Raw genomic sequence first — 22,890 nt, 5'->3', positions numbered from 1 at the left:
CGGAGGGTAAAAATACTGTATTTAATTTGAAATTTTAAAACACTTTTAAGAAAATCAGCATGTTTTCTTCCAAAATTCCTTTAATTTCGACAAAAAACTCTCTCAATATTGGTTATATTTACCCAAAATAATCATTATGAAACTCTACGAAACACTAACGCTTAGAAATTTAACACTGGAAAACCGTTGGGTAATGTCGCCCATGTGCATGTATTCTGCTGAAAATGGAGTGGCCAACGATTTTCATTTCGTTCATTATATCAGTAGAGCTCATGGCGGAATAGGATTGGTCATGGTAGAAGCCAGCGGCATTGTTCCCGAAGGAAGAATCACGCACAAATGTCTTGGAATTTGGAACGACGAACAAGCCGAATCGTTAAAAAGAATAAACAAATACATCCACGAAAACACCTCATCTAAAACCGGAATTCAGCTTGCGCATGCGGGGAGAAAAGCATCCACTTGGAATGGGGTACAATTGTCTTTGGAAGAAGGTTGGGAAACGGTAGCTCCCAGTAAAACCCCTTATCTGGAAGGAGAAAGACCCCCTCACGAACTAACAAAAGAGGAAATTGCACAAATAACAATTGACTTTAAAAATGCGGCTATACGATCGGTAAATGCCGGATTTGATGTGATTGAAATTCATGCTGCACACGGGTATCTTTTACACCAATTTCTCTCGCCACTTTCCAACTCCAGAGCCGATGAATACGGAGGTAGTTTTGAAAATAGAATTCGTTTTTTAATAGAAGTGGTGGATGAAGTGAATGCCATTTTGGATGAAAACCACCCCCTTTTCGTTCGGATTTCGGCAACAGAATATACCGAAAACGGATGGAGCTTAGACGACAGTGTAAAATTATCCGAAGTATTGAAATTTAAAAATGTAGATTTGATCGATGTTTCCAGTGGTGGCAATGTCCACGGAGCAAGAATTACTTTGTTTGATGGTTACCAAGTTCCTTTTGCTGCGGAAATCCGTGAGAAAACAGGAATGAAGACCGGCGCTGTTGGTTTGATAAAAAATGCCGAACAAGCAGAAGAAATTTTACAAAAACAAGAAGCCGATTTGGTATTCGTAGCACGAGAATTACTTCGAAATCCGTACCTCGCCAGTCAAAACGCTCAACAAAACGGAGAAAACTGCTATTTTCCTGTGCAATATGAAAGAGCCAGAATCCACAAAAATTAAGAACCCGTTTAAAATTTCACCGAAATAATAATTCGATTGTTTCTAAACAGGCTCTAAGAGAAAATAAAATTTTCCTTCGCCACAGATCGTTTGCACTTTGGTACTTGCCTAATTTCTGGAATTCTCAAAATCGACTGCAGAACGATTGAAATAAACTAAAACGATCGCTAATAAAAAATCCTTTTTCAAATTTCTGAAAAAGGATTTTTCTTTTTTTTAATCCATCTGATGATGGTCATCGTTATTCTTCCTGCTCATGTACCACAAACTAATACCCAAACCGATACCACCGGCCAATCCGTTGAGCAACGCTCTGTACAATCGATCGTCGGCATCGGATCCCAAGTAGTTCATCAAAAAGACCACCACAAAGGCGATTAGCATAGAGAGATACAGTTTTACACCTTTAAAATTCATATTGATTTACAATTTTATTTAAATTTATTTTAGTTGATAAGAGATCATCACACCACCTTTGTAGGGTAAGAATTCTCCACTTCTATTCCACACTCTTGTATGGTAAGGATCGTCGTATCGTTCGCCTGAAATCTTATCGTATCCTTTGTAAAACTCCTGAACCGATCCAAAACCTGCATAAAAATCCATAAGCCATTTTTCTGACAATTGAAACTGATACCCTACAACAGCGCCCAACATAAAGCCAAAACCTTCTTGGTAGAGGTTGGAATTAATATACGGTTTTGTTGTAGCATCCAACTGGAAAACATTATCGTTCCAATAATTCCATTTTTGAATTTTAAAATAAGTTAGACTTGCATTTGCCCCGACATACCAAGACTTGAAAGCCTCGTTAAAATAGTACCTTCCGTCCAATCCGAACATAAAAATCTGAGCGTCTTTTCCCGCAAAAGATTTCCAAGGAGAGACAAAAACTTCTGCCTGTAGGGTATATTTTGGAGCCACCTGCTTTTCTAATCCAATATTGATGATCCCAAATGGTGCAAAAAGAGCATTGCCTTTAGCATAAAGTTTATTTTGGGCTTCAACAGATAGTACTGAAAGTAAAAAAGTTAAAAAAAATATTTTTTTCATTTTATTGCAATTCTTTTATCAAGAGATCAATCTCGTCTGCGTTTTGTTGTTGTTTTTCGGCGATAATTTTAGATAATTTTGCATAATCTCGAGCCTCTTGTTTTTTTCCATTCAAAAAAAGAAGTTTCGCTAACGCATAGGTGTTTTCAGCTGTTTCGTTGACCATCACCGATTTTTCTGCCCAAACTTGCGCCATTTTTAATGAAACGGGATTTTTGATATGAAGGGCAAAAACCTTTGCTGCTGCTGCCAAATCATTTACATTTTTAGCTTCTGGATCTTGGTACAAGTTCAGGGCTAGTTTTTCATATCGATCGTACTGCTTTTTTTCCAGAAAAAGATTCAGTTTTAATTGGTTCAGATAATTTTCTGCTTCTATCTTACCAAGAAGTGGGATGGTTTTTTCTAAAAAATACGCTTCATTCACCTCTTTATTATCGTTGAGTGACTTAGAAATGATCGCCTTTAACCTCAATGGAGTTAAAAAATTTTTCAGTGATTGTTCAGGAACCAGTTTTACAATTTCAGAATAATGTTTTTCAACATACATAAAATTCGGATCGTCTTCATTTTTTATAAATCCAAAAAGCAATCCCAATTCCTCTTGATCGAGTGCACCCGACTTTTGAGCAAAATATTTTTCGGATGCTTTTTTTGCCAAATCGTAATCCGATTGGTAATATTGTTTGATTATTTTTTTTAAGAAATCCGGCGACGATTCCCCTTTTTCGAACCGTTCTTTCAAACTGCCAAGCTTTAGGGTATTTTGCGCTTCTTCCCCGGCTTTTACAAATGCATCGGCCTCCATATAGCCCAAATCCTTGTGCACGAGATCTCCATTTCCATTTACAAAAAGATAAGTCGGATAGGAGGTTACTCCGTATTTTTGTGCTATACCCATTCCCTCTCCTTTTTCCATATCCATCGCCAAATTGATGAAGTTTTTATTGTAATAATCGCCCACGGTTTTTAGTGGAAAAATATTTTTGGTCATCATTTTACACGGACCGCACCATGAGGCGTAAGCATCTATAAAAATGATTTTCTTCTCTTTCTTGGCTTTTTCTAAAACGGATTTGAAGCTTGCATTTTCTTCAAATTTAATTCCTTGCGCGAAATTCCAGACGGAAGCCATGAGCATTAATGCACTTATTGCTGTTTTCATACTATTATTACGAGGAGCGAATTTACAAATTTTAGAATATATTAAAATACAAAAAACCACCCTTAAAAAAGAGTGGTTTGTGGTTTCTCCAGGAATCGAACCAGGGACACACGGATTTTCAATCCGTTGCTCTACCAACTGAGCTAAGAAACCATTAAGACAAACAGCCTGTTCTGATTTATCGTGCGGCAAAAGTATTACCTTTTGCCCTAACTTGCAACTGTTTTCTGTAAATTTTATAAAAACTACTGATTATCAACAGAATTATTTTCTTGTTCTCTAGAAATCTGTTCGCTTATCTCTTCCAAAACCGGTTTCAAAGTACTTTCAGGGATTTCACTGATGCGAATGTACATCAATCCATCAATAGCATCGTTGAAGCTGGGATCTACATTAAAGGAAATGACCTTTGCGTTCTGTTTGATATACTTTTTAATAAGAACCGGCAGTCTCATTTCCGGTTCCAGATCATCGATCATCCTATCCAATTTATTCAGATCGGCCTCCAATTCGTCAAAAAACAAATTACGATCTCTTTCCCTTAACTTTACTTTGAATTCATTTTTTGGGTGCACATATTGAGCCACTGCCGAATCGTAATAATGCGATCGCATAAATTCAATAATCAAGGATTTTGAAAATTCTGAAAATTTATTGGAAATACTCACACCACCCATTAGGAATTTGTGTTCGGGATTTCTAAGACAAACATGAATAATCCCCCTCCACAACAAGAATAAAGGCAATGGCTTTTGCTGATACTCCTTGGAAATATATGCTCTTCCCATCTCGATCACCTTACGGAAAAACGGCTGCAATTCCTGATCAAATTCGAATAAAGAAGCGGTATAAAACCCATCAATACCCATTTTTTTCATGATCTCACAACCCAATCCCATGCGGTAAGCACCCGCAATTTTTTCTTCGTTATTGTCCCAAAGAAACATGTGGTGGTAGTGTTTATCATATTCGTCCAAATCAAACGGCATATTGCTTCCTTCGCCTACATCACGAAATGTAAGTTCCCTCTGCCTTCCGATCTCCCTCATGACGGACGGAATTTCGTCATAACGGGTAAAATAGACATCGTAATTTCCGTTGCTAAACAGCATTTTATCGGTATTTTTCAACCGATTGACTTCTTTTACAATATCTTCTTTAGGAGTTTCGTCAATGATGTTCTGAACGATATTTTCAGATTTATTTAGAGAAAAGTTCAGTTTCAAATTGGGTAATTTTAATATTTCAGAAACCGACTTTCTACGGTCAAAATAAGATTGAAGCATATAGACCTTTCCTTTCAGGAATTGTCCCAGTTCATCAATGCTTTCTTGCTCTTCCATCACTTTTACAGAAACCGATTTACCGATTCTAACTCGGATCGGTTCTTCTCTTTTATTCATCATTTCCGATGGTAAAAGTAGGGTTTGCAAATCCGGATGCAACTTGGCCATATTATAGAACAACGGAGAGTTTACAGCATGAAAATACATAGGAACCACAGGCACTTTCGCCATTTTTATCAGCTTCAGCGCTGGCTTTTCCCAGTCTTTATCTAAAACCTCACCGTAAGGATTGTTTTTGTTAGATACCTCACCGGCCGGGAATATCCCGATACAACCTCCGTCCTGAAGGTGTTTTAGCGTTTCGCGCATCCCGTTGGCAGAGCTGTGCAATTCTTTTCTTCCTTCAAAAGGATTTACCGCAATAACATACGGCTCCATAGGTTTTATTTTGGACAATAAAAAATTCCCCATCACTTTGAAGTCAGGTCGAATTTCGCTCAATATTTTACACATCAATATCCCATCAATCGCACCCAACGGATGGTTAGAGACCAGAATAAAAGGGCCTGTTTTTGGGATTTTAGCCAAATCTTCCTCAAAAACGATGTATTGTAAATCTCTTTCTTTTACAAAAGACTCAAAGAAATCTTTACCTTTTTTGTCTTTTAATTTGTCGTAAAGCGTGTTGACTTCATTAATCTTGGATAACTTCATCAATGCCGAAGCCACAGGATTTTTTAAAAATCCTATTTTATTTAGTCCGGCTGCTTTTATCAAGTCTTGTTTGGTAACTAGGCTCATCGTTGTGTTTAAGATTGAATGATCATTTGTAAGGTCTGTCTAGAAATCTGCTCCAATAAGATGGTTTTTCCTTTGTAAAATTGGTCTATGGTTTCCATTCTTACATTTCTTACCGTGAATAATGAAACATTTTTATACACTTTTATATTGAAATTATTTTCTAAATTCTTGGAAAACAGCTCATAATTCCCAAATTTATCTTCCAAACAAAGTGCAAGAGAAATCGCCGAATTCTGCATCAGTGACACCTTGATTTTGTATTGTGCCAAATAGGAGAAAATCTCACTCATGTGCTCTTCTGCGATAAAAGAAAAATCTCTGGTATCGATATGAAATAAAAGCTGATTTTCTTTCAATATGTACGACTCTTCTTTTTGGTTGTTTTCAGAATTTCCAATTTTAGTCCCTGCTTCTGTTGGATTCAGAAAAGATTTCACATAAAAAGGAATGTTTTTTTGTTGCAGCGGCTGCAAGGTTTTGGGGTGAATAACCGATGCACCGTAATATGCCATTTCAATGGCTTCTTCATACGAAATGTTTGAAAGCAAAGACACACGATCAAACTTTCTGGGATCTCCTGTCATCACACCGGGCACATCTTTCCAAATCGTCATGGAATCGGCATTCATACAATATGCAAAAACAGCTGCCGAATAGTCGGATCCTTCCCTTCCCAAGGTTACGGAAAAGCTATTCTCCTCGGATCCGATAAACCCTTGTGTTACATAGCACAAATTGGGATTCAATGCTTCAATATTTTCCGTGGTCAGTTCCCAATCAATGGTTCCTTCACGGTAATTGTTATCGGTTTTTATAAAATCTCTAGCATCCAACCATTGGTTAGAAAACTGAATATCGTTCAGGTATTCGCTTAATATTTTAGAAGAAATCATTTCTCCACAACTCACCACTTGGTCATAAACAAAGTTGAAATTTGGGGATTTGTTTCTTCTTAAAAAAGATTCGACATCGTCAAAAAACAAGGCTATTTCCGAGAAAACAGGATGTTCCTTTGGGAAAAGGCCCTCGGCAATTTCAATGTGTTTGACTTTGATGGTTTGTATTGCATCGTGATAGTCCTTCTTATCAAAATAAAGTTCGACAACCGATTCTAAAGCGTTGGTCGTCTTCCCCATTGCGGAAACCACCAACAGACAATTTTCAAATCCTTGATTTTCCAAAACCAAGGATACATTTTTAATACTTTCTGCATCTTTAACCGATGCACCACCAAATTTGAATACTTTCATTGTAGTTGTTTGCAAATCACCTGTTTGCGACTTTCTGGATTTGAAATTTTTAATTTAATCTTCAAAAATAAAAATTTAGATTTAAAATTAAGCTAAAAATTACCAATTAATGCAAAAACATTTATAAAAAAAACGAATAATTACGAATAAGTTTAAATCCCAAACAACTCTTATCGATCATAGTAATCAGCACTCCGAAAACAAATTAGACTCTGCTACTCCGACATTCATTTTGTCTAAGGACATGAAATGTATCATTAGTTAGAAAATAAGTTGTTTTGTATTGTGAAATTTTACGAATTTTGGAAAATTCTGAAAAAAAAACGATTCATGGACGATTCTTTACAAACGCTGGGCGAATTTATTATTGACAAACAAGAGGATTTTCAATACTCTACAGGTGAACTTTCTCGATTGCTTTCAGCCATACGATTGGCCTCGAAAGTTGTAAACAGAGAAGTAAATAAAGCCGGGATTGCCAACATCATAGGAGTTGCAGGAAACACCAACATACAAGGTGAGCAACAACAAAAACTGGATGTCATTGCCAACGAAATTTTTATCGCAGCCCTTTCTCAAAGAGAAGTCGTTTGTGGAATTGCCTCCGAAGAAAACGATGATTTTATTGAAATAAAAAGCACTGCCAACGGTGATATGAGCAAATATGTTGTTCTTATCGATCCTTTGGACGGATCTTCAAACATCGATGTAAATGTTTCTGTGGGTACCATTTTCTCCATTTACAGAAGAGTTACTGAACCCGGAACTCCTGTTGAACTGAAAGATTTCTTACAAAAAGGAACCCAGCAAGTAGCTGCAGGTTATGTGGTGTACGGATCATCGACCATGATTGTTTTTACAACAGGAAACGGGGTGAACGGTTTTACACTGGATCCAGGCTTGGGAACCTATTACCTCTCTCACCCGAATATGAAATTCCCAGAAGAAGGTAAAATATACTCCATCAACGAGGGAAATTACATAAAATTCCCACAAGGGGTGAAAAACTATTTGAAATACTGCCAAATGATGGAAGGTGACAGGCCTTACACCTCAAGATACATCGGTTCTTTAGTGTCGGATTTCCATAGAAACATGATCAAAGGTGGGATATACATCTACCCTTCTTACGCCAATGCACCAAACGGAAAATTACGATTGTTGTACGAATGCAATCCTATGGCCTTCATCACAGAACAAGCCGGCGGAATTGCCAGCGATGGGTTTAACAGAATTATGGAAATTGAACCTAGCGAATTGCACCAAAGAGTTCCTTTCTTCTGTGGATCTAAAAAAATGGTAGAAAAAGCAGAAGAGTTCATGAGAATGGATGCCGTAAAAGATTAATAATTTGCTCATTACAATACAAAATTTCCAAAGCTTGGCTTTGGAAATTCTTTTTAAATTTTATCCAAATGAAAGCCCGTTTTCAACCTTATAGTTTACAATTCAAACAAGCCAGCGGCACCTCCAGAGGCATCCTGCACACCAAAGAAACCTTCATTCTGACCATAGAACACGAAGGCAAAAGAGGAATTGGAGAATGTGCTCTTTTCCGAGGATTGAGCTGCGATGACCTACCCGATTATGAAGAAAAACTGCAGTGGCTTTGCGAAAACATCAATCAAAATAAGGCGTTCATACAAAAAGAGCTGATCCAATATCCTTCCATTATTTTCGGATGGGAACAAGCCTTCCTCAACCTAAAACACGGAGGAGATTTGTATTTCCCTTCAGCATTCACCACCCAAAATAAGGCCATAAAAATTAATGGATTGATCTGGATGGGGTCGGTTGATTTTATGACCGAACAAATTGAAGATAAATTATCCAAAGGTTTTGATTGCATCAAGCTAAAGATCGGGGTCGATTGGCCTGCAGAAAAGAAAATTCTAAAGGAATTGCGCAACCGTTACAACAAAAACATTTTAGAAATCCGTGTGGATGCCAACGGTGGATTTTCAGTTGAACAAGCCAAAGAAGTACTTAACGACTTAGCAGAATTGAAAATCCATTCCATAGAACAACCCATAAAAGCCGGTCAGATCGAGGATATGCAGAAGCTTTGCGCGACCACTCCCACCTCAATCGCATTGGATGAAGAATTGATTGGCATAGTAAATTTTGAACAGAAAATTAAACTTTTAGAGGAAATCAGACCCCAATACATCATCCTAAAACCCGCATTGGTAGGAGGTTTCTCCAGTTGTGACGAGTGGATTGGTCTTGCAGAAAAACGAAACATCGGCTGGTGGATCACTTCGGCTTTGGAAAGCAACATCGGACTGAATGCCATTGCCCAGTACACATTCACCAAAAACAATCCCATGCCACAAGGTTTAGGGACAGGAGCATTGTACACCAATAATTTTGATTCCAAACTCGATTTGGAAGGCGATCAATTGTATTTCAAAAAAATAATTTAAGCCAACAACTCGAATGTAGAGCCGTCAATATTTTTTCGATTCGCAATCAGCGTTTTTTCTGTGCCTTTCAGGTTTTCATAAATATCTTTCTGAACCGATGAACTGGAAAGATATCCCCAATGTTCTCCCAACTCCATTTTCAGGGATGAATTGAGGTCGTTTTTGGCATGGGTACAATCGATGACCGAAACCACATCTTTCAGTTTTTCAAAATTGCTAGGTCCGGATTTCCCCAATCTCGGTGAGAGGATATTTTTAGAAAATTGCGAAATATTCAGCACCAAATCTTTCTTGTTGATATAGATAGAAATTCTATTCGCTAATTTGGGTAGTTTACAAAAGGATTCTTCGGACTCTTCAAACACTCGAGCCGTAACATCGGCATTCATCAAGATTACCTGATCGATGACACGACTGATGTTTTCCGTTTTCAGACTGTACAGCATGCTTTGTAGCACTCTATTCCCCATGGAATGGGCTACCAAATGTATTTTTTGATTGCACGGCACCAAGTCTTTATTGGAAAAAATCTCCTTCAAAAATTGGGTGTACAAATAAAACAAACGCATTAGAGAATGTCCACTGTTGATGCTCATCATTTTATCATCGAAATAAGTCAATGGGAACACCGTGCTGGAGGCCGGCCATGAAATGAAAATAATATTTTCAATCGGTGTATTTTTATTGTCTATAAACATTTTCTTGAGATCCAAAATTGCTTTTAGCTCATCATCGAAAGTATAGGCATATCCATGAATAAAAATCATGACATCACGAGATTTCTTGCCTGCGTTCACCATGGATTTGTACAATTCGTAAAACATCCTTTGCGTTCCGCCGAGGTTATCGGCAATTATCGGGCTGTTCTTGAGCCCTTTTTCTTTCAATAAAAGATCCAAAACTTTAGAATATCCATAATCTTCGGGTTCGGAGAGAATTTTATAATCCAAAATGGCTCGGTTTTTATAATCCTTCTTTTTAATATTTTTCGAATCCGGTATCTGATCAATGTTGCATCGTGCAATTCTAAAATTGGGTAAAGAATATTCGTCGTTAGAAAAAGAATCTTGCTTTTCGCCTTTATTTCTAACAATTTTTCGGTTGCTGAGGATAAAAATAGACATGGTTATGGGTTTTAGTTTCTAACAAATATAAAGGCTATACCTGTTTTTTTGACTAGGAAAAAGCCTGATTTTACTTTTCACTTTCAAACTTGTTTTTATTACCTTTGCGCTACAATATTTTTATCCATGGATATAGAAAAAAAACCTTTAAATTTTATTGAACAAATTATAGAAGAAGATTTGGCCAACGGTTTGGGAAGAGAGCAATTGCGTTTTCGTTTCCCACCAGAACCCAACGGATACCTGCATGTAGGACACACCAAAGCCATTTGCATTAATTTTGGTTTGGGACTAAAATACAATGCACCGGTCAACCTTCGTTTTGATGACACCAACCCCGAGAAAGAAGAACAAGAATTTGTGGATTCCATCAAGAAAGATGTCGCATGGTTGGGTTTCCAATGGGATAAAGAATTGTATGCCTCAGATTATTTTTCACAACTTTACGACTGGGCCGTACAACTGATCAAGGACGGAAAAGCCTATGTGGACGAACAAGCGTCTGAATTGATCACCGAACAAAGAAAAAATCCTACCGAACCTGGAGTTGAAAGCCCGTACAGAAATAGACCGATCGAAGAATCTTTGGACTTGTTCCAAAAAATGAAAGACGGAGAATTTGAAGAAGGCTCTATGTCGCTTCGTGCAAAAATCGATATGACTTCCCCTAACATGAACATGAGAGATCCTGTGATGTACAGAATCCTGAAAAGACCGCACCACAGAACGGGTACCGAATGGAAAATCTATCCGATGTACGACTGGGCTCATGGAGAGAGTGATTATCTGGAGCAAATTTCGCACTCGCTTTGTTCTTTGGAATTCGAAAACCACAGACCTCTGTACAACTGGTATCTGGATCAGGTCTATGACGAATCTAAAGTTAAAAACAAGCAAAGAGAATTTGCCAGGATGAATGTGACCTACATGATCACTTCCAAAAGAAAATTGCAACGATTGGTGGCCGAAAATGCCGTAACCGGTTGGGACGACCCAAGAATGCCGACCATCTCCGGAATGAGAAGAAAAGGGTACACTCCAAAAGCCATCCGCAATTTTATTGAAAAAGTGGGAGTAGCAAAAAGAGAAAATTTGATCGACATTCAACTTTTGGAATTCTGCGTAAGAGAAGACCTGAACAAAGTATCCAAAAGAATGATGGTGGTTATGGATCCCGTGAAATTGGTGATCGAAAACTATCCTGAAAACCACGAAGAATGGTTGGATACAGAAAACAACCCTGAAGATCCTAACGCAGGAACAAGAAAAGTACCTTTCTCCAAAGTGTTGTACATCGAGAGAGAAGACTTTAAGGAAGAAGCCAACAATAAATTTTTCAGATTAAAGTTGGGGGGCGAAGTTCGTTTGAAATCGGCCTACATCATCAAAGCGGAAAGAGTAGAAAAAGATCAAGAAGGCAACATCACGACCATATTTGCATCGTATGATGAAAAATCCAAATCCGGAAGCGGTACAGAAGAAAGCCTTAGAAAAGTAAAAGGAACGCTGCATTGGGTTTCGGCAGAACACGCCTTGCCTGTAGATGTTAGATTGTACGATCGATTATTTACGGTAGAACAACCGGATGCCGAAAAAGAAACCGACTTTTTAGACTACATCAATCCAGAATCTTTGGTGCTGACCACAGCCTATGCCGAGCCTGAACTGAAAAATGTAAAAGTCGAAGAACCTCTGCAGTTTCAAAGAATTGGGTATTTCACCAAAGACCAAGATTCTACAGACAACAAATTGGTTTTCAACAGAACGGTAACCTTGAAGGACTCCTACAAACCGGAATAAGTTCTCTTGAAATACAATTCGGATAACAATTCATCCACCTTATTTATATGAGGTGGATTTTTTCGTCCACCCCTTTTAGCCATATCAAATCCATATCAAACTTGATTTTTGTCATGTCAAAAAATCATTTCTTAACATAGATCAACAGAGCATTCGTACAATAGTTGATAAATTTGCGGCAACAAAAAAATTAAAATAATATTAAAAAATGAAAAAGTTAGCATTACTAGCGGTTCTTACAGGAACTTTGGCATTTGGTCAAGCAAAAAAAGTAGTATCGTCCAACATCCAGTGGTGGGGTTACAAATTGGCTAAAACCGAAGCCTCTTCTCACACCGGAACTTTAGGTGTAAAATCCGGAAACATTGTGATGAAAGGAAACCAAGTAGTGGGAGGATCTTTCGTGTTTGACATGAATACCATCAATACAACTGACCTTAGCGGTGAGTACAAAACAAAATTGGACAACCACTTGAAAAACGGAGATTTCTTCGAAGTTGACAAGCACCCTACAGCTTCTTATAAAATTACTTCTGTAAAGAAAAACAACGATAAAAAATACAATTATTTGGTAACCGGTAACTTGACCATCAAAGGAAAAACCAATGTTGTTTCTTTCCCTGCAACCATTACCAACAACAAAGGACTTGTAACCATTGCTTCCAACAAATTTGCTTGGGACAGACAAAAATTTGATGTTTCTTACAAAATCTCCATGCAAGATGTCTTGCTAAAAGACGACATCGATATGCAAATCTCTGTATCTGCAAAATAAGAACGACACACTACACTTTTTATAAAGAAAGAACCCCTCTAACACGATGTTGGAGGGGTTCTTATTTATATCCCTTGCATTAAAACATTTTGTAACCGTGATAGACTTCTGTACTTTCTTTGATCATCGGCATGGATTGAGTACGGAAAAAACTCAGGTGCGGAGCGTTGCCATGTTCGGCATGGTGGTCGTGACTCTCCCATCGTTCAACTATAAAAAAAGTGGCTTTTTTCTCTCGGTCTTCGATCAAATCGTATTGCAAACAACCCGGTTCTTTTCTGGTTTCGGTAACCAATTGGGTCAATAATTTTTTGGCTTCTTCTAAATGATTTTCCCTAAAACGCAATAAAGCGACAATGTGTAAATGCTGCATGTGAAAATTTTTTGCAAAAGTAATAGAAAACTCAAATTTATTTAAAATATTTGCAAAATGTTTAGTAAAGAAGAAGCCGCACAATTAAAAAAAGAGTTCTGGACCGCATTCGGAAAGAGTTTTCCGAGAAAATGGATGCTCTACGATACCAAAATAAAAGATTTTGCTTTCAAGTTTTATGTCGATAACAAAAAAGCCGAAGTCTCTTTGGACATAGAGATGAAGGACGAACTATTCCGGGAGGCTTATTATAATAAGATTTGGTCTTTGGAAGACCAACTTCAAGACTATCTTGGCGAGTTTGTAAAGGACGACACTTATGTCCTAAACAATCAAAAAATCATCTCCAGAATTTGGATTGGTATCGATTCGGTTTCGGTTTTCAACAAAAACTCTTGGCCTGTAATTTTCGAATTTTTCAACGAAAAAATGTCCGCCTTCGAAGCGTTTTTCTTGGAGTACGAAGATTTTATCCGCGATGTTTGATGCATGAGTTTGAAAGTGAAGAACTTGTTTTTTTATCCAAAAATCAAAACAAAAAATATTTTATTTCAACAGTCGTAGAGTTAAAAAAATATAATTTCCAAATTCAATTTCATGTTATTTTTTCTTTAAATTTGCCATCATTGATACTATGGAAAAAAACACATCTACCACAAAAACCAAAGCCGAAACGGCATCGAATTACCTCTCGAAATCCAGAATATTTTTTGGTTTAACCTTAATTACAACCTCAGTTGTAATGGTTATTTCCTTTTTTTCATTCCTGAAAAATTGGCAAGCCAACCAAAGCTTGAGAGGTGCATTATTGGATAAAACGGTAAGATCGACCAGTTGGTTTGGCAAATTAGGCGACTGGCTAGGCAATGTCTTTGTATTCGACACCTTTGGTTTAGCCGCTTTTGTTGTTGCCTTCTTACTGTTTGTATGGGGAACCCTCATCATGAAGAAAAATTTCTTCAAACCTTGGAAAACCCTGGGACATTCTTTATTTTTCATCTGTTGGCTGCCCATTTTCATTGCAGCCATTACCAAGGGCGAAGGCGCTTACAGTGGAGTGTACGGCTATCAAATAATGGATTACCTGGAGTCCATCATTGGCTCCGTAGGGCTTTGGGTAGCTTTGGTATTCAGCATTCTCTTGTATTTTGTTTTAGAATTCAATCTAAGACCCAGTACCGTTAAGCAAAAATTAGACGATATCAATGAACAAACCGTTGGAAGGGTAAAATCCATGATGCCAAAATCCGAAACTGAAGAATATTTTGATGTGGATGAAGAAAATGATGTTGAAGAAAAAGAATCTGAAACGACCCAGCAAATTGTTGAAAAAAGACCCAGTCCTTTTGACAAAACAAAAGAAAGTCCATCGTCTTTCGAGATTAAAACACCCAACAACACCTCTTTTGAAGAAGCTGTTGCACCAACTTCTACGGTGGTAGAAATGACACCTTCGCCTGTAAAAACAACCGAACCTCAAAACACCAACCCAAAACCACAAGCTGCCAACATTTCGGAAGCTGTTGGTTTCGAAGTGGAAATTGCCGAAGTAAAAGATGAGGTTTTGGATCCCGAACAAAAATCCAACGATTTGGTGGAAAAACACGGACTTTACGACCACCGTTTGGATTTGGCTGGATTTCAATTCCCCACCGCCGATTTACTGAAAGATTATGGAAATGAGGAAATCTCCATCAACCAAGAAGAGTTAGAAGAAAATAAAAATAAAATTGTTGGACTTCTCAAGAATTTCAATGTAGGCATCAAACAAATTAAGGCAACCATTGGTCCAACGGTAACTTTATACGAAATAGTCCCAGAAGACGGAATCCGAGTAAATTCCATAAAAAAATTACAAGACGACATCGCTCTGAACCTTTCGGCACTTGGGATTAGGATCATCGCACCCATGCCCGGCAAAGGAACGATTGGAATTGAGGTACCAAGAAAAAATCCGTCCATGGTCTCCATGCGCAGTGTTCTCAACTCGCACAAGTTCCAAAATACCGATATGGATTTGCCTGTTGTTTTTGGAAAAACCATCTCCAACGAAATTTTCATGGCCGATTTGGCAAAAATGCCTCACCTATTGATGGCAGGAGCTACAGGACAAGGAAAATCCGTGGGGATCAATGCCATACTTACTTCGTTGTTGTACAAAAAACACCCTAGCGAATTGAAATTCGTGATGGTCGATCCTAAAAAAGTTGAACTTACACTCTACTCAAAAATAGAGAGGCATTATTTGGCCAAATTGCCCGATGCCGAAGATGCCATCATCACCGATACCCACAAGGTAATCAACACGCTCAACTCCTTGTGCATCGAGATGGATACCCGATACGAATTGCTGAAAAATGCGTTCTGTAGAACGATAAAAGAATACAATAAAAAATTCTCCGAAAGAAAACTCAATCCAGAAAACGGACATCGATACTTGCCTTACATTGTTTTGGTGGTGGACGAGTTTGCCGACCTGATTATGACGGCAGGGAAAGAGGTGGAACATCCAATCGCCCGATTGGCACAGCTGGCAAGAGCGGTAGGCATACACCTGATTGTGGCTACACAAAGACCTTCGGTAAATGTAATTACCGGGATGATCAAAGCCAACTTCCCGGCAAGAGCTGCGTTTAGAGTAATTTCTTCGGTCGATTCCAGAACGATTTTAGACTCTCCAGGAGCCGATCAATTGATTGGAAAAGGAGACATGCTTTATTTTAATGGAAATGAAATCCTTCGTTTGCAATGTGCATTTGTGGACACTCCGGAGGTCGAGAAGATTGTTGACTTTATCGGGGAACAAAAAGGATATGCCTCTGCATTTGTATTGCCAGAAGTTCCGAATGAAGAAAACCAAGCCAGCACCGTAGGATTTGACCCGAACGAGAAAGATGCACTTTTTGAAGAAGCAGCCAGAATAGTGGTTTCTACCCAACAAGGATCGACCTCGATGTTGCAAAGACAGCTGAAACTGGGCTACAATCGTGCGGGAAGAATCATGGATCAGTTGGAAGCCTCTGGAATTGTTGGAGGATTCAACGGAGCCAAAGCCAGAGAGGTGATGATCTCGGATCTGAATTCTTTGGAAAATTTCTTAGAGGAACTAAAAGGTTAATCGCATTTTTTTCAAACAAAATAAATGTTAAAATAATCACAAACACTACCCTCACCACCCTTTTGTGGAACGATTTTTGAAAAACCACAACAGATATTTTAATTTATTATGACAGCATTCTTCAAAAAAATAATCCTTACGGTATCGGTAGTCGGAGCGACAACTTGGTCTTTTGCCCAAAAAATCGATGACAAATCCAAAACCATCCTCGATGCGGTGACGACCAGTTACAACGCCAAGAAAAATTCGTACTTCAAATTTTCATTTGGATCCGGTACCAACGGTAAGGTTTCTAAAGTCGAACCGGGAATTTATTACGCTTCAGGCGACAAGTACAAGTTGAAAATCATGGGCACCGAACAAATTTTCGATGGCCAAAAAATATACAACATCAACGAAGAAGACATGGAAGTAACCATTGCCAAGCCCAATGCCAATGCAGCAATGTTCTCCCCCATCAACTACCTTTCCAACTACAGAAAAGAATACAATGTAAGTTACGAAGGCAAAAAAATGGTGAAAGGCATCAACACGGATGTCATCAAATTGGATCCCATAAAATCCAACGGTTTGGATGCCGTCTATCTCTACATCAACGGAGCTAAAAAACAGATTGTAAAATTGGAACAACACGGGAAAAACAAGGACATTGCCGTGATAGAGATCCAAGGCTACAAAGAAAATCAAAAGTTGTCGCCCGCCATGTTCAGCTTTGATAAAAATAAATTCAAAAACTACATCATTACAGAATTGTAGATTTTTTTCCATAAAAGTATAAGTCACAAAGCAAGTCGTTGTGGCTTTTTTTTATAATTTTGCCCCATGTTAAAAATAATCGACCGATACATCATAAAAACCTTTTTTGGTCCCTTTCTTTTCATATTCAGTGTTTTGTTCTTCATATTTATTGTGAACATCATCTGGATACAGTTGAGCCAGTTCATGGGCAAAGGGTTGAGCTATTGGGAAATTATCAAACTTTTGTTTTATCTGGGAGTCAGCGTCATCTCTTTGGTTATGCCGCTCACCATACTTTTGGCCTCCATCATGACCTTTGGTGATCTGGGCGAAAGGTACGAATTGGCCGCACTAAAAGCCTCAGGGACCTCGCTCACCAGGACGATGATGCCTTTGTTTTTCGTTTCTATCTTGCTGTCCATTTTGCTGTTTTTCTTTTCTAACAACATCATACCCGACTTCCAAAGAAAGGCGAAAAACATGTTGTATAATATTGCATCGACCAAACCGGCTCTCAACTTTACACCGGGACAATTTATCGATCAAATTCCTGGATATTTGGTAAAATTTGACAAAGTCTATGGTGAAAACGCTACCGAATTGGAAGGAATTTTCATTCATAAAAAAGCCTATGCTTTTGAAAACCAGCAATCTATTTTGGCTAAAAAAGGACGATTTGTGCCAGCCAGCAACAGCAATTACCTGAAATTGGAATTGTACAACGGTTATGTTTTCGAGGATATGGTCTCTAACCAAACCGTAAATTCCAGAAGAAGGCAACCCGATCAAGCCATAAAATTTGACACCTTGGTTTCTCATTTCGACATCAGTGAAATTCTTAAGAAAGCCATTGATGACGAAAAAATTACCGATGACTATCGTTTTCAGACCTACAATGAACTGAACGGTACCATTGCACAAACGGTAAAAGACAGTCGACAGAATTTTAAAAACATCAATACCGAATTGGTGGCGCAAACCAACAGTTATGTGGAATACATCGACAAAACCAAATCCAAAAACAAAAATCAAATTTCCCCACAGTTTGATTTAGAAAAAATAGAACAACAGAAAAAAAATGAAGTTCTGCTTGCAGCCTATCAAAAAATTGAAACGCTAAAAATGACTTCTGAATCCAAGAAAGCCGAAATACTTCCTATTTTAAAGTACTATTCAAAAGTCATCATGTACCAACAGCGCATCATTGCGTATTCGGTAACTTGCGTTATCTTCTTTTTAATTGGAGCCAGTTTGGGATCCATCATCCGAAAAGGAGGGATGGGACTTCCGGTGATTATTGCCATTGTGATTTTTATCATCTTCTACATCATGAACCTGTCCGTTGAGAATATCGCTTGGAACGGTACCATCAACCCTTATCTTGCGGCATGGTTGCCCAACATGATCCTTTTGCCGTTCGGGTCTTGGCTCACCTACAAAGCACTCACCGACTCTCAACTTTTTGATATTGAGAAATATAGAGCACTATTCAAACCCATTATTTCTAAATTCACAAAGAATAAAGAGCACAAAAGGTATCAATAATTTCATTCGATTACTGAATTAAAAAAAGCATAAAAGACTTTTTTTTACTTTTTTAAGACTTCTTAAAAATTCATTATAGATAAAAACTATTGACATAATTCGGTTTAATTTAGAATAAATTAACCTTATAAATTCTTTTAATCGTTTTTCCTTCTGTATTTTTGCACATCAAAAAATTTTACAAATCTTTATTTTTTTCTTATGGACAAGATATACAAGATTCTCGTTTCTACCAGAACCATGGCGGTTCTCATCTTGGTTTACGCCTTTGCAATGGCTTATGCTACATTTCTTGAAAACGACTACGGGACTCCTTCGGCCAAAGCTTTGATTTATGAAGCCAAATGGTTTGAGTTGGTCATGTTGTTACTGATCATCAATTTTGTAGGGAACATTGCCAGATACCGACTTTGGAAAAAGGAAAAATGGGCGGTTTTGACTTTCCACTTGGCATTCATTCTTATTTTTATAGGTGGAGCCATCACGCGATACATCAGTTATGAAGGACAAATGCACATCCGCGAAGGCGAATCCTCTAACGAAATTGTATCGAGTAAAGATTTTTTCAAAATTCAAATTGAAGAAAAGGGCGATGTCCTCAGCTATCAAGACATACCGTACCTGATCACGCCTCTTCATAAAAACTTTAAAGCCAATTATGATTTTCATGGCAAAAAAATTAAAGTAAGAGCCGTTGATTATATTCAAAGAAAAAAAGACAGCTTGGTTGCCGGTGCCGAAAAAACAGAATACCTGCATTTTGTGGTTGCCGGACAGTCTGGCCGTGAGAATTTTTACCTAAAATCCGGTGAAGCCAAAAACATCCAAGGGACTTTGGTTACTTTCAATAGAAATATTGAAGGCGCCATCGAGTTTGAAAAAGAAAACAACGAATTGTTGCTGAAAACTCCAGTTGAATCGCAATTCATGACCATGGCTACCCAAGCAACGGGAAACACCAAGGCCAATGAATTTCAACCTTTGGTGTTGAGAAGTTTGTACACCATCAACGAACTGAAAATTGTTGTCCCAGAAGGCATCAGAACCGGAAAATTGATCGCTGTGGAAGGCGACAAGAAAAAAGACGAAAACCTAAACGACCAGCTGACCATTGAAATTGAAGGCCCTAAGTCTAAAAAAATGGTCGATCTCGTTGTAGAAAAAGGCAATCCCAATGCATACAAACAAGTGTCCATGGACGGTATGAACATGATGGTGGGATACGGTCCCAAAGTGTACACCACACCATTTTCCCTAAAATTGGACAAATTTGTGATGGAAACCTATCCGGGATCCCAATCGCCAAGTGCCTATGAAAGTCATGTAAGCATCGTGGACAAAGGCAAGCAAACCCCTTATAAAATCTACATGAACCACATCCTAAACTACGACGGATACCGTTTTTTTCAAGCCAGCTTTGACCCGGACAGAAAAGGTACTCGACTTTCTGTAAACCACGATTTTTGGGGGACTCTCATTACCTACATCGGTTACGGATTGTTATTTTTAGGAATGTTTGTCAGCTTCTTCTGGAAAGGAACTCATTTTTGGAAATTAAATAAAATGCTGAAAGATGTAAGTAAAAAAAGAGGTCTTACCGTACTGTTGTTGGTGTTCAGTTTGGTGTTGAATGCGCAAGAAATTGACATGCACGGTACCATCGATGGCAAAGCCAATCCTAAGACAGAAGTTCATGATCCAAACGATGGACAAGATCACTCCGGACACAACCACGATGTCCCTGCGGCACAAAGCCAAGCACAGCCAGAGCAAAAACAAGCGGCAAAACCTTTGGCAGCCTCTCGAGTGATTACGGCAGATGAGATCATCTCCAGAAACAAAATAACCAAGGAACACGCCGATAAATTCAGTTACCTTTTGGTGCAAAACTACGACGGTAGAATTGTCCCTATGAACACTCAAGCTTTGGATGTTCTTAGAAAATTATACAAAAAAGACGAATTCAAATCCGAAAGCGGAAAGGTATTGACCGCCAACCAATGGTTTTTGTCCGTATCTACCGATACGCCGAGTTGGTCCATGGTACCGCTCATCAAAATTGGAAGTAAAGGTGGAGAAGAACTGTTGAAAAAAGCAAAAGCCAATGCCGACGGATACACCTCTCTCATGAATCTTTTCCCTCCCGATGCCAACGGCGGTTTGCATTATGTCTTGGAAGACGATTACAACACGGCGTTCCGTAAGAAAGCTTCGGAGCAGACCAACTACGACAAAGAAGTGATCGCCGTGAACGACAGAGTTCAGGTTTTCAACGAATTTTTCACCGGTCAGTTCATGAGAATTATTCCCGTGAAAAACGACCCTAACCACCGTTGGAACTCGTGGCTGAACGAAGAATTACAACCCGATGACGAGGCACAAAGCACCATGGCTCCGTATTTCTTGAGCGTTTTGGACGCCACAAGAGACGGCAATTGGAAGCAAGCCGACGATGCCCTTCAAAAACTATCCGACTATCAACAAAAATGGGGGAAAAATGTTGTCCCTTCCAAAACCAAGGTCGATGTAGAGGTTTTCATGAACCAAGTAAACATCAATCTAAAACTTCTTATTTTCTATTCGATAATTGGAGGTTTGTTGTTGATCTTAGGATTTATAGAATTGTTTAAATCCAATAAAATATTAAAAACCGTACTGAATGTTCTTATCGCAGTAGGTATAGTCGGTTACTTGGCACACTTTGCCGGATTGGTAGCACGATGGTACATTTCCGGACATGCTCCTTGGAGCAACGGTTACGAAGCCATTGTTTTCATCTCTTGGGTAGGTATCACCGCCGGTTTGATGTTGTACCGCAACTCCAATGCCTTGATTCCGGCAGCCGGATTTATGGTTGCGGTGATCATGATGGGATTTGCACACGGAGGTTCGGCTTTGGATCCTCAGATTACTCCGCTGGCTCCGGTACTTAAATCGTATTGGTTGATTATTCATGTCGCCATCATTACCTCCAGTTACGGTTTCTTTGCCCTCTCCATGATTATAGCGATCATTTCCCTGTTCTTCTACATCGTTTCTTCCAAAGGTTTGTACACCAAACACCACGATACTACTTTGAAAGAATTGGGTATTGTTTCGGAAATGTCATTGACCATAGGACTTTTTGCTTTAACCGTGGGTAATTTCTTAGGAGGCGTTTGGGCCAATGAATCTTGGGGAAGATATTGGAGCTGGGATCCCAAAGAAACTTGGGCTTTTATCTCCATCATGGTCTATGCTTTTGTACTTCACATGAGGTTGGTACCGGGACTTAGAAGCCGTTGGGCTTTCCATGTGGCAACTTTATTCGCTTTCTGCTCCATGGTGATGACCTATTTCGGGGTGAACTATTACCTGAGCGGATTGCATTCTTACGCCAAAGGAGATCCTGTTCCTGTTCCGTTGTGGGTATATCTGGGATTAGCCTTTATGGTATTGATTTCAGCGGTATCCTACTGGAAATTTAAGAAGCTTAATTCAAAATAATAGTGAATGCCTTATACACGAAAAGCCACCTGATTTGGAGGTCACTGAAAAACCATCTTCATTTTGAATAAGATTTAATTTCAGACAAGAATTAAGAGCTTATTACACGACTTTAAAATCGGTAATAAGCTCTTTACATTTTTTGGAGTTCTAAATTTAATGGGTTTTGTAAAGCTTGTTTTGATTTAATTGGAGCTGAGTTTTAAAGATGATGATTTTGTTCTCTTTTTCTTAGATTAATTTCAGGATCCTCTTCAAATTGACTGCGAAAATAGCCAATGCTCCCTGCATTTGCATGTTTTCTATTCCATAAGAAGTGGCTCTTTTGTAACCATGAACATTTTTAAGTTCACTGTTTTTGGCTTCAATTTTATACCGGTGTTTCGACTTTTCTTTGTAATAATCACTTTCCTGAAAAGCCATCTGTTCTTGGTGTAATTCTGATTTTATAGAAACCGAGTAGGTTTTAGATTTTGCTCCGTCTTTGTAACAACCTTCTCTTAATGGGCAAACTTTACATTTTTCAACATCAAAATAATATACATCAGCTTGATTTTTGCCGACATTCTTTCTGTTCTGACGGGCTTTTCTGATGGCTAAATGCCCGGCAGGACAAACAAATCTGTCAGCATCCTTATTGTAATCAAACTGGTCTTTTTCTTTCCTACATCCTTGTGTAATGGATGGATTTAACTTTGCAACAATTTTTATATCCTGTTCGCTGGCAATTTTCAGATTTTCTTTTCCACTATAAG

At 38.4% G+C, this 22,890-nt stretch carries 18 protein-coding genes and 1 tRNA gene; 10 read left to right on the top strand and 9 right to left on the bottom strand.

Features of this window, described 5'->3' with window-relative positions; translation table 11 throughout:
- The first annotated feature begins 136 nt into the window (after window positions 1–136).
- Window positions 137–1,195 carry an NADPH dehydrogenase NamA gene (namA, locus tag EIY84_RS01475; RefSeq protein ID WP_124639780.1) on the top strand — a complete coding sequence of 353 codons (1,059 nt, stop codon included), beginning with the start codon at window positions 137–139 and terminating at the stop codon, window positions 1,193–1,195.
- Between the two features lie 216 nt (window positions 1,196–1,411).
- Here the strand turns inward: namA and EIY84_RS01470 are convergent, their stop codons facing one another.
- From EIY84_RS01470 to EIY84_RS01445, 6 genes are all read right to left on the bottom strand, one after another.
- On the bottom strand, window positions 1,412–1,612 hold the full coding sequence (locus tag EIY84_RS01470; RefSeq protein ID WP_124639778.1) for a hypothetical protein: 201 nt from the start codon (window positions 1,610–1,612) through the stop codon (window positions 1,412–1,414).
- Between the two features lie 24 nt (window positions 1,613–1,636).
- On the bottom strand, window positions 1,637–2,248 hold the full coding sequence (locus tag EIY84_RS01465) for a DUF3575 domain-containing protein (RefSeq protein ID WP_124639775.1): 612 nt from the start codon (window positions 2,246–2,248) through the stop codon (window positions 1,637–1,639).
- A gap of 1 nt (window position 2,249) precedes the next feature.
- Window positions 2,250–3,413 carry a thioredoxin fold domain-containing protein gene (locus EIY84_RS01460; RefSeq protein ID WP_124639773.1) on the bottom strand — a complete coding sequence of 388 codons (1,164 nt, stop codon included), beginning with the start codon at window positions 3,411–3,413 and terminating at the stop codon, window positions 2,250–2,252.
- An 80-nt stretch (window positions 3,414–3,493) separates the two neighbouring features.
- Window positions 3,494–3,566 (bottom strand) — tRNA-Phe (locus tag EIY84_RS01455).
- Between the two features lie 92 nt (window positions 3,567–3,658).
- Window positions 3,659–5,500 carry a lysophospholipid acyltransferase family protein gene (locus EIY84_RS01450; protein ID WP_124639771.1) on the bottom strand — a complete coding sequence of 614 codons (1,842 nt, stop codon included), beginning with the start codon at window positions 5,498–5,500 and terminating at the stop codon, window positions 3,659–3,661.
- An 8-nt stretch (window positions 5,501–5,508) separates the two neighbouring features.
- Window positions 5,509–6,750: an aspartate kinase gene (locus EIY84_RS01445; RefSeq protein ID WP_124639769.1), complete on the bottom strand. Its 1,242-nt coding sequence runs from the start codon at window positions 6,748–6,750 to the stop codon at window positions 5,509–5,511.
- A gap of 330 nt (window positions 6,751–7,080) precedes the next feature.
- Between EIY84_RS01445 and fbp the strand changes: the two genes are divergently transcribed.
- Both fbp and EIY84_RS01435 read left to right on the top strand, forming a co-directional pair.
- Window positions 7,081–8,097 carry a class 1 fructose-bisphosphatase gene (gene fbp, locus EIY84_RS01440; RefSeq protein WP_124639767.1) on the top strand — a complete coding sequence of 339 codons (1,017 nt, stop codon included), beginning with the start codon at window positions 7,081–7,083 and terminating at the stop codon, window positions 8,095–8,097.
- A gap of 68 nt (window positions 8,098–8,165) precedes the next feature.
- Entirely contained in the window at window positions 8,166–9,176 is a 1,011-nt protein-coding gene (locus tag EIY84_RS01435; RefSeq protein ID WP_124639765.1) for an o-succinylbenzoate synthase, read from the top strand.
- Here EIY84_RS01435 and EIY84_RS01430 read toward each other — a convergent pair.
- Window positions 9,173–10,300 carry an alpha/beta hydrolase gene (locus EIY84_RS01430; protein ID WP_124639763.1) on the bottom strand — a complete coding sequence of 376 codons (1,128 nt, stop codon included), beginning with the start codon at window positions 10,298–10,300 and terminating at the stop codon, window positions 9,173–9,175. The genes EIY84_RS01435 and EIY84_RS01430 overlap by 4 nt on opposite strands.
- Before the next feature lie 126 nt (window positions 10,301–10,426).
- Here EIY84_RS01430 and EIY84_RS01425 point away from each other — a divergent pair, with 126 nt between their 5' ends.
- Both EIY84_RS01425 and EIY84_RS01420 read left to right on the top strand, forming a co-directional pair.
- On the top strand, window positions 10,427–12,100 hold the full coding sequence (locus EIY84_RS01425) for a glutamine--tRNA ligase/YqeY domain fusion protein (RefSeq protein ID WP_124639761.1): 1,674 nt from the start codon (window positions 10,427–10,429) through the stop codon (window positions 12,098–12,100).
- 208 nt (window positions 12,101–12,308) lie between these two features.
- The gene (locus tag EIY84_RS01420; RefSeq protein ID WP_124639759.1) at window positions 12,309–12,875 is read left to right on the top strand and encodes a YceI family protein; all 567 of its coding nucleotides are present in this window, start codon (window positions 12,309–12,311) and stop codon (window positions 12,873–12,875) included.
- Window positions 12,876–12,954: 79 nt separating this feature from the next.
- Here EIY84_RS01420 and EIY84_RS01415 read toward each other — a convergent pair whose 3' ends face one another.
- Window positions 12,955–13,248 carry a putative quinol monooxygenase gene (locus tag EIY84_RS01415; protein WP_124639757.1) on the bottom strand — a complete coding sequence of 98 codons (294 nt, stop codon included), beginning with the start codon at window positions 13,246–13,248 and terminating at the stop codon, window positions 12,955–12,957.
- A gap of 57 nt (window positions 13,249–13,305) precedes the next feature.
- Between EIY84_RS01415 and EIY84_RS01410 the strand changes: the two genes are divergently transcribed.
- The 5 genes from EIY84_RS01410 (at window position 13,306) to ccsA (ending at window position 22,135) form a co-directional block, all read left to right on the top strand.
- Window positions 13,306–13,734 carry a DUF4268 domain-containing protein gene (locus EIY84_RS01410; RefSeq protein WP_124639755.1) on the top strand — a complete coding sequence of 143 codons (429 nt, stop codon included), beginning with the start codon at window positions 13,306–13,308 and terminating at the stop codon, window positions 13,732–13,734.
- A 148-nt stretch (window positions 13,735–13,882) separates the two neighbouring features.
- Entirely contained in the window at window positions 13,883–16,366 is a 2,484-nt protein-coding gene (locus EIY84_RS01405) for an FtsK/SpoIIIE family DNA translocase (protein ID WP_124639753.1), read from the top strand.
- Between the two features lie 108 nt (window positions 16,367–16,474).
- Entirely contained in the window at window positions 16,475–17,122 is a 648-nt protein-coding gene (locus EIY84_RS01400; protein ID WP_124639751.1) for a LolA family protein, read from the top strand.
- Window positions 17,123–17,188: 66 nt separating this feature from the next.
- Window positions 17,189–18,649, top strand: coding sequence for an LptF/LptG family permease (locus EIY84_RS01395; protein WP_124639749.1), 1,461 nt, complete (start codon window positions 17,189–17,191; stop codon window positions 18,647–18,649).
- Between the two features lie 201 nt (window positions 18,650–18,850).
- On the top strand, window positions 18,851–22,135 hold the full coding sequence (gene ccsA / locus EIY84_RS01390) for a cytochrome c biogenesis protein CcsA (RefSeq protein ID WP_124639747.1): 3,285 nt from the start codon (window positions 18,851–18,853) through the stop codon (window positions 22,133–22,135).
- A gap of 231 nt (window positions 22,136–22,366) precedes the next feature.
- On the opposite strand, the gene EIY84_RS01385 is transcribed toward ccsA, so the two are convergent.
- Window positions 22,367–22,890, bottom strand: a 524-nt coding sequence (locus tag EIY84_RS01385; protein ID WP_206428184.1) for a transposase, incomplete at its 5' end; no start/stop codon positions are given.

The organism is Amniculibacterium aquaticum (assembly GCF_003852705.1).
GTDB classification, from domain to species: Bacteria; Bacteroidota; Bacteroidia; order Flavobacteriales; family Weeksellaceae; genus Amniculibacterium; species Amniculibacterium aquaticum.
This window is presented reverse-complemented; position numbering and strand designations above follow the sequence as displayed.

Excerpts from the sequence above, each read along its gene's own strand:
- EIY84_RS01465 (WP_124639775.1), bottom strand. The coding sequence starts at position 2,248 with ATGAAAAAAATATTTTTTTTAACTTTTTTACTTTCAGTACTATCTGTT.
- EIY84_RS01430 (WP_124639763.1), bottom strand. The coding sequence starts at position 10,300 with ATGTCTATTTTTATCCTCAGCAACCGAAAAATTGTTAGAAATAAAGGC.
- namA (WP_124639780.1), top strand. The coding sequence starts at position 137 with ATGAAACTCTACGAAACACTAACGCTTAGAAATTTAACACTGGAAAAC.
- EIY84_RS01435 (WP_124639765.1), top strand. The coding sequence starts at position 8,166 with ATGAAAGCCCGTTTTCAACCTTATAGTTTACAATTCAAACAAGCCAGC.
- fbp (WP_124639767.1), top strand. The coding sequence starts at position 7,081 with ATGGACGATTCTTTACAAACGCTGGGCGAATTTATTATTGACAAACAA.
- EIY84_RS01470 (WP_124639778.1), bottom strand. The coding sequence starts at position 1,612 with ATGAATTTTAAAGGTGTAAAACTGTATCTCTCTATGCTAATCGCCTTT.
- EIY84_RS01425 (WP_124639761.1), top strand. The coding sequence starts at position 10,427 with ATGGATATAGAAAAAAAACCTTTAAATTTTATTGAACAAATTATAGAA.
- EIY84_RS01405 (WP_124639753.1), top strand. The coding sequence starts at position 13,883 with ATGGAAAAAAACACATCTACCACAAAAACCAAAGCCGAAACGGCATCG.
- EIY84_RS01450 (WP_124639771.1), bottom strand. The coding sequence starts at position 5,500 with ATGAGCCTAGTTACCAAACAAGACTTGATAAAAGCAGCCGGACTAAAT.
- EIY84_RS01400 (WP_124639751.1), top strand. The coding sequence starts at position 16,475 with ATGACAGCATTCTTCAAAAAAATAATCCTTACGGTATCGGTAGTCGGA.
- EIY84_RS01415 (WP_124639757.1), bottom strand. The coding sequence starts at position 13,248 with ATGCAGCATTTACACATTGTCGCTTTATTGCGTTTTAGGGAAAATCAT.
- EIY84_RS01445 (WP_124639769.1), bottom strand. The coding sequence starts at position 6,750 with ATGAAAGTATTCAAATTTGGTGGTGCATCGGTTAAAGATGCAGAAAGT.
- ccsA (WP_124639747.1), top strand. The coding sequence starts at position 18,851 with ATGGACAAGATATACAAGATTCTCGTTTCTACCAGAACCATGGCGGTT.
- EIY84_RS01460 (WP_124639773.1), bottom strand. The coding sequence starts at position 3,413 with ATGAAAACAGCAATAAGTGCATTAATGCTCATGGCTTCCGTCTGGAAT.
- EIY84_RS01420 (WP_124639759.1), top strand. The coding sequence starts at position 12,309 with ATGAAAAAGTTAGCATTACTAGCGGTTCTTACAGGAACTTTGGCATTT.
- EIY84_RS01395 (WP_124639749.1), top strand. The coding sequence starts at position 17,189 with ATGTTAAAAATAATCGACCGATACATCATAAAAACCTTTTTTGGTCCC.
- EIY84_RS01410 (WP_124639755.1), top strand. The coding sequence starts at position 13,306 with ATGTTTAGTAAAGAAGAAGCCGCACAATTAAAAAAAGAGTTCTGGACC.